Annotated in this window: 12 protein-coding genes; 4 read left to right on the top strand and 8 right to left on the bottom strand. The window is 52.5% G+C overall.

Going from position 1 to position 11332, the window contains the following annotated elements:
- The first annotated feature begins 192 nt into the window (after positions 1-192).
- Complete coding sequence (locus E3E29_RS08360; RefSeq protein WP_167910518.1) at positions 193-1383, top strand: TIGR00529 family membrane protein; 1191 nt, start codon at positions 193-195, stop codon at positions 1381-1383.
- Positions 1384-1426: 43 nt separating this feature from the next.
- Positions 1427-1966: an inosine/xanthosine triphosphatase gene (gene yjjX / locus E3E29_RS08365; RefSeq protein ID WP_167910519.1), complete on the top strand. Its 540-nt coding sequence runs from the start codon at positions 1427-1429 to the stop codon at positions 1964-1966.
- Positions 1967-1995: 29 nt separating this feature from the next.
- On the opposite strand, the gene E3E29_RS08370 is transcribed toward yjjX, so the two are convergent.
- Genes E3E29_RS08370 through speE form a run of 5 tightly spaced genes read right to left on the bottom strand, consistent with a single transcriptional unit; the run spans position 1996 to position 5584 of the window.
- Positions 1996-2367: a hypothetical protein gene (locus tag E3E29_RS08370; protein ID WP_167910604.1), complete on the bottom strand. Its 372-nt coding sequence runs from the start codon at positions 2365-2367 to the stop codon at positions 1996-1998.
- A 48-nt stretch (positions 2368-2415) separates the two neighbouring features.
- Positions 2416-3093, bottom strand: a complete 678-nt coding sequence (locus tag E3E29_RS08375) for a hypothetical protein (RefSeq protein ID WP_240922825.1) — start codon at positions 3091-3093, stop codon at positions 2416-2418.
- Entirely contained in the window at positions 3093-3809 is a 717-nt protein-coding gene (locus E3E29_RS08380) for a creatininase family protein (RefSeq protein ID WP_167910606.1), read from the bottom strand. Before E3E29_RS08380 ends, E3E29_RS08375 begins: the two co-directional genes overlap by 1 nt.
- 45 nt (positions 3810-3854) lie before the next feature.
- Positions 3855-4718 carry a lysylphosphatidylglycerol synthase domain-containing protein gene (locus tag E3E29_RS08385; protein ID WP_167910520.1) on the bottom strand — a complete coding sequence of 288 codons (864 nt, stop codon included), beginning with the start codon at positions 4716-4718 and terminating at the stop codon, positions 3855-3857.
- Positions 4715-5584, bottom strand: coding sequence for a polyamine aminopropyltransferase (gene speE / locus E3E29_RS08390; protein ID WP_167910521.1), 870 nt, complete (start codon positions 5582-5584; stop codon positions 4715-4717). The genes E3E29_RS08385 and speE overlap by 4 nt, the downstream gene beginning before the upstream one ends.
- A 99-nt stretch (positions 5585-5683) precedes the next feature.
- On the opposite strand from speE, the gene E3E29_RS08395 reads away from it, so the two are divergent.
- Positions 5684-6172, top strand: a complete 489-nt coding sequence (locus E3E29_RS08395) for a hypothetical protein (RefSeq protein ID WP_167910522.1) — start codon at positions 5684-5686, stop codon at positions 6170-6172.
- Here the strand turns inward: E3E29_RS08395 and E3E29_RS08400 are convergent, their stop codons facing one another.
- The 3 genes from E3E29_RS08400 to E3E29_RS08410 form a co-directional block, all read right to left on the bottom strand.
- Complete coding sequence (locus E3E29_RS08400) at positions 6173-6646, bottom strand: pyruvoyl-dependent arginine decarboxylase (RefSeq protein WP_167910523.1); 474 nt, start codon at positions 6644-6646, stop codon at positions 6173-6175.
- Positions 6647-6756: 110 nt separating this feature from the next.
- Positions 6757-7902, bottom strand: coding sequence for a cation:proton antiporter (locus E3E29_RS08405; protein ID WP_167910524.1), 1146 nt, complete (start codon positions 7900-7902; stop codon positions 6757-6759).
- Between the two features lie 83 nt (positions 7903-7985).
- On the bottom strand, positions 7986-9698 hold the full coding sequence (locus tag E3E29_RS08410) for a DUF2226 domain-containing protein (RefSeq protein WP_167910525.1): 1713 nt from the start codon (positions 9696-9698) through the stop codon (positions 7986-7988).
- A gap of 126 nt (positions 9699-9824) precedes the next feature.
- Between E3E29_RS08410 and E3E29_RS08415 the strand changes: the two genes are divergently transcribed.
- Entirely contained in the window at positions 9825-11288 is a 1464-nt protein-coding gene (locus tag E3E29_RS08415) for a DHH family phosphoesterase (protein WP_167910526.1), read from the top strand.
- The last annotated feature ends 44 nt before the right edge of the window (positions 11289-11332 follow it).

The raw sequence follows: 11332 nt of genomic DNA on the forward strand, positions 1-11332 counted from the left end.
GGCCTCGAAACGGGCGAAGCGAAGGATAAAACACTCCCCCCTCATGGGTATCGGGCCAAAGTTGGGAAGTTTACTTATAAGGTTTTTGGATAGTTTAGAGAGAGCTCATGGAATGCGAAACTAAGAGTCCACTCATTAAACTTATAAACTCCTTTGTGATTTTTGTCTAAACGCTATAACAATGGTGAAAATATGAACGGCATCCTCTTCATAGCGGCATCATTCGGTCTCATACTGATACTCATTCGCCTGAAGGTTAACATAGGGGTCTCGATATTCTTAGGATCCATCGTGCTTGGAGCGCTGTTCGGCTTAAAACCCGAGGGGCTCCTAGAGGCCTTTTACTCGTCTTCAACTTCATGGAGCACGCTGAGACTGATTATAATAATAGCCACCATAATGGCCCTGGCTGAGGTGTTCTCCCAGACGGGCTACCTGAAGCTCATGGAAGAGGCCGTTCGAAACCTGTTCCCGGATGAGAGGTATTCACTAGCGGCCCTTCCAGCCCTTATAGGCCTCATGCCAATGCCCGCGGGTGCGCTCGTTTCAGCCCCAATGATAGAGGGTGTGTCGGAGAAGCTCAGTCTCTCCCCGGAGAGAAAAACCCTCACAAACTACTGGTTCAGACACATCTGGGAGCACTCATGGCCGATGTACCAGGCCATAATAATAACATCGGTCATTCTAGGAGTCTCTGTAGGCACTTTAAGCGCCCATCTTTTTGCAATGACCGTAATAATGGCGTTGGTTGGTTATTTCCACATCCTAATGCCCTTGAAATCTGTCAAAACCGAGGGGAGAGACCTGAGGAAGGGGTCCATTCTGTTCCTGAGAACCACATACCCCATCTTCATCATAATCCTCATCTCGGTTGTACTGGGTTATGATATGGTGTACGGTGCGATTGCGGGGTTGTTATCCGTATTAATCCCCAGTGCCAAGAGGATAACTGGGAAGGCCGTGGCAAAATACGCCCTTCAGCCAAAGATAATTTTCCTCCTCTTCGCGGTCATGTACTTCAAAGAAGTCTTGGAAGTTACTGGGGCCATTAAAACACTCCCTAAAGCTATCCTAAGCGTTCATTTCCCAGTAGCAGCCGTTGTGATGATAACGCCATTCGTAGTCGGCCTTATAACAGGCATGAGCTTCGCGTATGCTGGTATGACCTTCCCCATTCTCAGCCCATTTTTGGTGGATTACAAGTGGATAGCCCTCGCCTACCTTAGTGGATACATGGGCATGCTCTTCAGTCCGGTGCATCTATGCCTCATTTTCTCCGCGGAATACTACAGGGCAGACCTCGGTAGAGTTTATCGCGAGCTTCTCATCCCTTCTCTCCTGTTGTTCTTTGCGGGACTCGCTTATATCTTTCTCGTCCTCTGAGCAAACCTATTAAGCTGACCCCAGTATCTGTCATGGTGATAGAATGAAGGTCGCCGTCGGCTCAACGAATCCCGCCAAAGTTGAAGCGGTTAGGGAAGTCTTCAGAGAGATCTACGGAGAAGTAGAAGTAGTCCCCATGGGGGTAGACAGCGGCGTCCCAGACCAGCCGGTTGGACTCGAAGAGACGATAAAGGGAGCAATCAACAGGGCAAAACTGGCACTTGAAAAGACCGGGGCAGATTTTGGAGTGGGCGTTGAAGCGGGCCTCTATTCGGTTCCGGAAACCTTAACCGGTTACATGGACATCCAGTTTTGCGCAATAGTTGATAAGGAGGGAAGAACGACCTTTGGCCACGGGCCGGGCTTTGAATATCCTCCCGGCGTAATCAGGCGGGTGTTTGAGGAGGACGTTGAGGTTGGGATAGCGATGGGTGAACTCGTGAACGACCGGGAGCTGAAGAGAAAGATTGGGGCAATCGGCGTTTTAACCCACGGACGGCTCGTGAGAAAAGAGCTGAACAAGCTGGCCGTCCTGATGGCTTTAGTCCCAAGGCTAAACCCCGAATGGTACGGTTTGGGCTAGGTGGGAGTCTAATAAGTGAGGAAAGGAGTTTAAGCTTCCTCCTGGCGCTCCTCCTCTGGCTCTCCTCTTCTCCTGCTCTCGTTCTTGATGACCTGCCTCACGTAGTCAATGAACTTTCTAACCTCTTCCAGGTCTTCCTCCGGGATGTCGGCTATCTTCTTGTTCTTGGTCTTGTAGGTCAGCAGTTTGAGCAGCGCGAGCCTTCCAAGGGCAGTTTTGGTGCTTATCTCGCCTTCCTTCCAGTCCCTCCAGATGGCGTTTGCTATGCCGTAGAACTCGGGGATGCTGTCAAGGCCCGGGTCGCCCACGTCTATAACGTCTTTTCCGAGGTACTTGTAGCGCTTCTCCTTCTCGTCCCTGGTGAACTCTTTGGTTTTCTCCCCAATGTATGTCCTGACCATCTCCATCACCTCCAGGAGAAGTTCTCCTAAAAATTTATTAACTTTTCGTTATAAAATGATACTCCCCTCCTCAGGGAGGAGGGACTCGAGGAGGAGCTGGAGGGGCCTGTTGTCAACTTTTTCAACGGCTTCCGCCACATCTTCTAGGGAGACGTTCCCTGACTTGAAGGAAACGTATAAGTAGAGGGCGTATGCGGCTAAACGGGGGTCTCCTTCGCGTACTACCTCCATGGCGTGGGCCAGGAGGGGATCCTCAAGGAGCTTATCCGCCATAGCTCCCAGTGCCGTGTCGTTATCTTCCAGGAGAGCCTCTTTAAGGGGAGCGTAGAGATTCTTAATAAGAAGTTTGGCAGCCCTGGCCCTCTCGTCGAGGTCAAACTCTTCAACGGCCCCCCTCCTGCGCGGAAGGTAGTAGAAGAGCAGCACGGCAACTATTCCGAGGGCTATTATGGCATAAACCACTATCGAAACACCCGTTGGGGCCCCTCCAACAACCCCCGAATACCTGGAGCGGAAGAGGTAAAGGATGAAGAGGCCGCCGAGGGTCCAGGCGAGGGCAGTAATGAGATACGTCCACATGTTCCCCTGAGATGGCTTTGGAGCCTTTCTCCTACCCTCTTCAAACCGAAGGCTCTCCTCTGCTATCTCCACCATCGCCTGAAGGCGCTTCATCCTCTTCTCTATCTCGGAGATTACACTTCCAACGGTAGGTTCCGGCATGTACATCACTCTTCTCCCAAGATGAGTCGAGCAATCCTCTCCGAAACTGCCTCCAGTATGGCCTCGCCCTTCTCGGCGCTCGCGTTCCTGGGGTCGTCGTTAACCCCGTCCGGGAAGAGATCCTTGCCGATGTCCTTCTTTATGATTCTAACCGGAGTGCGCGTTTTTCTCCCCCTCGCCTTGTCCATACAGACGAGCTCTGGCCTTATTGCAAGGATAACGGACGTCTCATCCTCTCCAGCGTGCCCCTGGCTTGAGCATACTGAAAGTATCTCCTCTCTGAAGTCAATCCACCAGTTTATCAGCCATATCTCGACGTCCGGATAAAGCTCCGCGACGTCCTCCGCTGCCTCAGTTAGGGGATAAATGTTCCCCCCGTGGCCGTTCAGAAGCACGATGCGCTCAAAACCCTCCGAGACCAGCTCCGAGAGGATATCCCCAACGTACATCCTCAGCGACTCCGGTCTGACGTTTATGGTCCCTGGGTAGACGTTGAGGGTGAACGTGTGGCCGTACCAAACGGGAGGGGCTACCAGAACGTCCCTGCCTCTTCCCTCAATTTTTTCCTCAACGCGGCGGGCTATCTCCACGGGAGAGAAAACGTCGGTTCCAAGGGGGAGGTGCCTTCCGTGGGCCTCAACGCTCCCAACAGGCAGGATTACAGCCTCAAATTTTTCCTTTATTCTATCAAACTCCGGCCAGGTCAACTCCTCAAGCCTCATTATCGCCACCGTAGAGGGTAACCCTCAAACCTCATAAGCCTTTCCTCACTCTTCTCCAACGCCTATCCTGTAAAAGGGGACTATCCCCGCCACCGCGTAGATGTACTGGGTAAGGAACTTGTACGTGAAGGCTATAGTCATCCCCGCGGGAACGCTACCCATGGCCATGACGACGCCGAGCTCGTTTCCACCAATCCCACCTGGAGTCCCGAGGGCCCCTCCAAGGACGGTGGAGTACGTGACACCCAGAAGCCCCCTCCAGAGAGACACATGAACCCCAAATGCCCTGGCTGTTGAAACCAAAGCCAGGGAGAGAAATAAAGGCTGAAGGGGCGAGATGAGGAGGGCCTCGACAAAGCGCCCCTTCTTGGCTTTTTTCCAGCCAGTATAAAAGCGGTATGCCCAGTCTTCACGCCCCAACCGCTTAAACGGAAGCACTACTATACGGTACAAAGAGTCCTCATGAACTAGTGCCCAGAGAAAGAGAAAGGCAAAGGGAAGCATTGAGTAATTTCCAAAGGCAGCACCGACCACCGTTCCCGGCAAGATTTCAAACACAGTCACCATACTTATTACACCTAAGGACATCCACCAGTCGTCCATGGCGTATTTGGCCTTTACTATGTTCCCCACTGCAGAATTCAGGGTCATGGAAAGATAACTGTTCATAAGGTTGAGCCTCAGGAGCTGGAGAAAACCGACGGAGGAAGAGCCCCTGAGGAGGAAATACCAAACAGCAGTGGAAACCAGGTACGCAAACACGCCAAAGAGAGAGGCCAAAAAGAAGTAGAGAGGCTCAACTTCTGAGAGCTCTATCGTCATAACCTCCTTTGAAATACGGAAGAAGAGAAAGATGGCTAGGATTATCGTGAGGGCAAGGGAGAGGGCCCTCCTGAGATTCCGTTTCAATCTCCCTCCTCCAGGAGCTTTCTGATGTAACGCGGCATCTGAAAGAGGGTCTCGTGCCTCCCCGGGTCGTAGTAGTACAGGTCGAGTTCCTTGGCCCTCTCAAGGTCGACCTTCGTGAAGTCAATATCTCCCTTAACTCCCACCAGGAAGCCCCACGGGGATGCGTAGCCAATGACGGGGAAGCTGAAGTAGTAAACCCTGTCAAAGACATTCTTCATTGTCCTGTACGCGTCCATAAGCTCGTTAGTGAAGAGGTAGACGCTGCCAGCCTGGGTTATGTAGAGTCCCCTATCGTTGAGCTTCTCGTAGGCGTCCCTGAAGAACTCCTCGGAGAAGAGAAGCTTGGCCGGGCCAACCGGGTCAGTCGAGTCAACTATGATGACGTCAAAGCGCTCCTCGGTTTCGCGGAGGTACTTAACCCCATCGCCGATAATGAGCTTCCCCCTCGGCTCCTCTCCCTTTATTAGTCTATCGAGAAGGTCTTTGGCAATGTCGAGGTAGAGGTAGGAAGCCTCGACGACCCCATCGTCTATCTCAACCATCGTGGCCTTTTCAACGGTCTTGTGCCTCAGAACCTCGCGGAGGGCACCGCCGTCGCCGCCGCCTATGACGAGAATCCTGCGCGGGTTGGGATGGGCAAGCATCACTGTATGAACAAGGGGTTCGTGGTAGCTCTCCTCGCCAACCTCCACGAGCTGAACCGTCCCATCGAGGACGAGCAGCTTCCCGAATCCTTCTGTTTCATATATCTCCAGGCGCTGGTAGTCGGTCTGGGTCTCGAAGAGCCTCCTCCTCACTTTAAAGCCCACGCCGTATCCGCGGGGATACCATTCGATGAAGGCATTATCTTCATTGTTGAACCCCATGTCATCACCAAAGAGGGGTTGAGGTTGTAGTTTTAAACATGACGCTTGGGAAGGTTAACCTATGTAAAATTTATAAAGGGACGACGAACATTCTTTAACATGAGCAAGAGTGTAATCAGAAAGGAGCTCTTCCAGAAGGTCAGCGAACTCGCGCCCCTCGTGGAGGAAGGTCTGAAATACGGTGTCCCTCACCTCGTTGGGGAGATAACCGATGGTGGAGAGCCCAAAGTGGATATTTCTGTTACGGTGTTTGAAAACTCGCATCACAGAATCCTCCTTCCCGAGAACGGTGTTCTCCGGTTTATGTTCCCTGCGGATACCCCCAATCCCCGGCGCCTGTTTCTGGAACTCTGGATGTTCCTGAACGGAAAGTCAAGTGGGGACGCTCTAGAACCGGGAAGCGTGATCAGAGGTGTTCTGAAAAATGCCCTCGAAAAGAGAGGATTCGAAGTAGTGTGGATGACCGTCAACGAGAACGCAGAAGGAGGTTACATAGGAGTTCTGGCAACGAAGGGGGGAATCCGGTACAGGATGACGTTTGAAAAGAGGGGAGGAGAGTTCATCCTCCTGGAAATGGAGAGGGTGTAGTCAGTAGGGAAACATCACGACCGCAGCCAGGGCAGCCGCCGGCTTGTCCTCAACCGTTATCTCAGCCGAGGCAACGCGGAACTCCTTGAGCTTCCATCCCCTGACCCTGAAGCCTTCCTCCACCATCTTCCTGACCATTTCTTCGGCCTCTTCCTTGGTGCAGTAGCCGGAGTACTCGTAGATTAGGCCTCCTTCGTTGCCCTCGCTTATGCCAACACCAAGGGCCGCGCTTATCGTCATTCCCGGCTCATCGCTCTCTATGTGGGCGTAGACGGTCGGGAGGAGCATTCCTATGGGAACGTTGTGGACCACCTCTATCCATTCGATGTGCGCGGGAATGACACTGCTCAGCTTGACGAGGTTAACGTTCCCTATGCCGAGCTTGAGGAGAGCGTTATCGAACGCATTGAGCTTTGTTCCTCCTTCTGCGGAAGCAGCACCAATAAACGCCCTCTTGGGGGTCGTCCAGCTCATCTTTCACCACCTATCTCACTTTTTAACTACCCGTTCCCTCATCGCACTACTTATAAACGTTTCGAGGATTCAATACCGATGTCCAGAGAACCCCTGGAGAAGAGGGGAGTTCACGCTCCCTCTTCGTTCCCAAGGAACTGTATAATCCTGCCGAGGCTTGCTGAGACGAAGATACCGAGTATGCTAGCTAGAGAAGTCATGGCATAAAGGTGTTCGCTCAGTACACCGTAGGAGTAGCCGACTTCTCCAACGAGGAGGCCGAGGACGCCAAAGCTCGATATACCAGCGGCCCTGGCGAGGGAGGCCCTAGCATTACCATCCCAGAAAAAGGCAGTGGTCATGATAAGACGGACGATGTATACCACCACGAAGAAGTAGATAACCCCCAGTGACAGCTCGGCATCGAAGTTTATCCCCCTCCAAGCGAAGAATATCGGGGCGAATATGCCGTAGGTAACTCCCGAGATTATCGTGTAAATCCTCTCATACTGTTTGGTTCCCACCAGATCACTGTGGAGCATTAAGCCTACGAGAAACGCCCCTATGCTGAAGTGGAGGCCTATCTCCTCGCTTATCAATCCGAGGGAAGTGGCCAGTATCATGACCATACCAAAAACGGCCTCATCACTCCTCAGCCTGCGCAGTCTCGTGATTATCCACAGTCTGTGCTTTATTCCGAGGACGTAGTTAACCGCCAGCAGACCCCCGATGAAAAGCCCGTCCAAGAGGAGCTCGAAGGCAAGCCTTAGGGGGCTGGGGTGGTAAAGCTCCACGTTTATACCTAGGTAGAGAATGGTGAGGGTTCCGACTTCGCTGATAACGGCGTATGAGAGCGCTATGTGAAGGAAATCATGGCCGAAGAAGCGCGTGAACCTTATGACAACTGGGGCAGATGCCACGGATAGTATCGATGCCACGACAACAGTGTCCACTCCAAGATGATAGTCCGTGAAGGGAAGGGTGAGGACGATCATCACCAGGAGGGTGATGATGTAAACTGGAAGGCTCTTTCTTCCCCCGACACGAACCTCTTCGGGGGTTAGCTCCAGACCCGCATAGAGCATGAGGAAGAAAACGCCCAGCTCCGCCAGGAGCTCCATATCTGAGCGCGGCATACCCTTGAAGAATACGCCAATAGCCAGACCCGCTGTTATCTCTCCTAGAAAACCTGGATAACCGATTTTCTCAAAGAGTTCGGCAAAGAGCCTCGCAACGGCTATTATTATGAAGACGTACCCTATGACCCCAAACGCCACCCTCTAACCTCCTGCAAGAGCTGAAAACGATATATGAAAGACAATGATACAGAGATATAGAAAAAGTTTTGGGAAAACTAAACTCACCTGACGATAACGTTCAGCTTCTGGAGCTTTAGAGTGATGCTGTATTCCCTTGAAACATCCCTGATGACGCGGAGTATTGTCTCCCTGGCGTCCCTCTTTAGTTTATCCTCATCTACACCGGAAAACGAGCCGAAGAGCCCCCCAACCTCCTCCTTAAGGAAGGATGCCTCGATGTCAACATAGACAGTTGAGTCCTTGACGTCCCAGTTGAGCTTGAGCCACTTGAAGGTAACCCTTGGAATAAGCTTAAGCTCGGTGTGGAGCCTGCTCTTAAGGACTTCCATGGCGGGCTCAATCCTGCTCTTCAAAAGTGCCTGCTCGCTTTCCTTCTTCTTCTCCTCAGTTAGGAATGAGAGCTCGTCTACTCCTGCCTGTCGAAGGAGCTTCTCTACTTCCTTCTCAAGGTCTGCCTTCTTCTGGAGTATCTCGGCTGCTTTGCTGGACGTCACCTTGGATCCGGAAGGTGTTACAACCGCGGCAGGCTTCCTTACGAACTCCACATCAACCGTATGAACGGTTATGTAGCGATCCAGCGTCTTTCCGAGCTCCTTGGCATGGTGGTTCAGTATGTCCCGGATTGCCCTCTGGGCTTCGTCTTCCGTCAGTGAGGTCTCAACCGCGAGCTTGACGTTTATTTCGAACTCCCTGCGACCCTTAACATCAAAGTTGGCGGCATCCACCTTGATTCCTGCATCCCTCATCTCACCGACAGCGGTCTTGGTCATTGCGCTGAAGTACGTCCACACGTCCTCAAGGACAGAGAGTGTTATCTTTCCGTCCTTGCCCACTTTTCCTGTCTTCTTCTTGTCTTTCTCAACGATTTCCTGCGGTTTCAGTTCCTTCCCATCGAGAGAAACGCGTATATCCCTGAGGATTGGCTTGACATCGGCCTCCCTCAGTATCACCGGAGCATGTTTGCTTATGGCGTGGAGCATCCTCTTCTCTGCTACTTCTCTCATCTGCCCTTCACTGTGGCCACAGAGGTGGACGTTCAGGTAGAGAACCCCACCGGAGAGCTCACCGGAGAACTCGATGCGGTTGAGCTGAAGGGTTCTTATCCTCCTGGCCTCCTGGATGAGGAGCTTGGCGTACTCCTTTAGAGCACCCTCAAGGTTTTCCCCGCCGGGTATTTCAATGGTTATCTCAACCTCTCCTGGCTTTGAGGATAGTTTGGGCTTCTCTTCAGTGGGTTTTCTTGTTTCTTCAGTTTCTTTAACCTTCTTCTCCACTGGGGGAGTTTTCTCCTCAGGGTGTTTATGCTGAGGTTGGGGTTTTGGAGCGGGTTTAGCTTTCTGAACTGGGGGTGCGGAAGGTTTTGCCGGCGGCCCCCCACCGAAGAGCTCATCCAGGGGGACCTTCGGGGTCTCACTGTAGATATCAAGATTATCAGCTATGGAGAGCTTAGTGCTTATTTCGTCAAGGGAATAAACGTCAATCACCATAGGGGCAGCGGCCATTCCGCGTAGGAGCTCTATGGCATCGTTTCCTTTAACAACGGCACCCGATTCAATCTCCTGACCCTCTGCGGCCAAAACCTTGCTGCTGTCAAAAAGAACCGTTATGTAATACCTTGAACTTCCTTTCTTTCCAAGGGCTTTGATAAAAACGGAGCTTGCACCTGAAAGTGCCTCCTGTATCTCTCTGAGCAGTTCCCCTGGAGAGGTCACGACTATGTTCTCCTTAAGGGGTTTGACATCCGGCAGCTTCATGTTCTCACCGTCTGATTGGTTAGTGGGCGACACCTATATATATCCGAAACACCAAGGGGGGGTGTCCCTTCCCGTTGGGATATACCAACGCACCTATTTAAACGTTGTTGCTCACAGGTGGTGATCATGAGAATCCTAGTGCTGGGGGGCGGCAGTATTGGCCGTCAGATAGCCGAATCCCTCAAGGGAGAGTTTGAGATAATCATCGTCGAGAAGGACGAAATCAGGGCCAAATCACTGGCCGAAAGTGGCTTCAACGTGGTGCAGGGAGACTTTTCATACACCGCCACGCTCCTGAAAGCGGGCGTTGATAGGGCTGATGCAGTCGTCATAACCACGAGAGACCTGGAAACAGCGAAAAAAACTGTGTATGTAATCAGAACCAATAACGGGGGAGTTCCAATAATAACCCTCCTCCCCGATGACATGCCGAAGGAGACACTGGAGGACGTTATCCTTGAGGAGTTCGAGAAGGAAGTGCACGTTGACCACGGCATCTATCCACAGAAGGCCATTACCGAAGCGTTCCTTCGCACCCTACTCGAGCTGGGGGAGAGAAAGAACGCACTCATGCTATATAAAAAGCTCCAGGAGCTAAAAGGAAAGGGGGATTCCCTCCTCATCCTGACCCATGACAATCCCGACCCCGACGCCATATCTGCCGCCGTAGCTCTCTCCGTCATAGCCCAGAACGCCGGTTTGAAAACGACCATAGCCCACGGGGGCGAGATCACCCACCACGAGAACCAAGCCTTTGTGAACCTCCTCGGGGTTCACCTTAGGAAGGCCTCCCGCGGTTCATACGAGATAAGAAAGCACCCGTTCATAGCCCTAGTGGACTGCCAGCCCAACGGCAACCTGACGGTTTTGGATCCCGACGACCTCCCCAGGGTGCAGGTGATAATAGACCACCACCAGGTGTTCCAGCACCTCCACGAGCTCCTGCCCGACGGTGCCTTCCTGGATATAAGGCCGGAGGTCAAGTCCTCCGCGGCGATACTGACGGAGTACATAAAGTCCCTCAACATAACGCCCTCCGAGAACCTCGCGACTGCCCTCTTCTATGGAATCTACACGGACACTAAGAAGTTCTCAAAGCTGAGCCACGTCGATTTGAAGGCGATAGAGTTCCTGGCCGGGCGCGTCAACCACGAACTCCTAGATAGAATAGAACACCCGGACATCTCAACAGAAACTGCGGAAATACTGGCAAGGGCCATACTCAACAGGAGGGCATACAAAAATGTCGTCGTTTCCAACGTAGGTTTCATAAGGAATAGGGACGCCCTGGCAGAATCGGCGGATTTCCTCTTGAGGCTGGAAGGGATAAGCACTGTCCTGGTCTTTGGTATAGTGGACGATTATATAGAGATGTCGGCGAGAACGAGGGATGTCCGCGTGAACATAGGGGCCGTCATGAAGGAGGCCTTCAGCAATATCGGGAGCGGGGGAGGGCACGCCACGATGGGCGGTGCCAGGATCCCCCTGGGACTCTTCAAGCTCGCGAAGGACAAGAACTCATTGCTGAGGCTCGCCGAGGAAGCTATAACCGAGAAGTTTCTCGAAGCCCTTCACGTTAAGGAAGGCTGAGCCTGTGGGCCCGGCCCATCCCCCACTTTCATCGAACGCCGGAG

This window comes from Thermococcus sp. Bubb.Bath (assembly GCF_012027595.1).
Classification (GTDB): Archaea; Methanobacteriota_B; Thermococci; order Thermococcales; family Thermococcaceae; genus Thermococcus.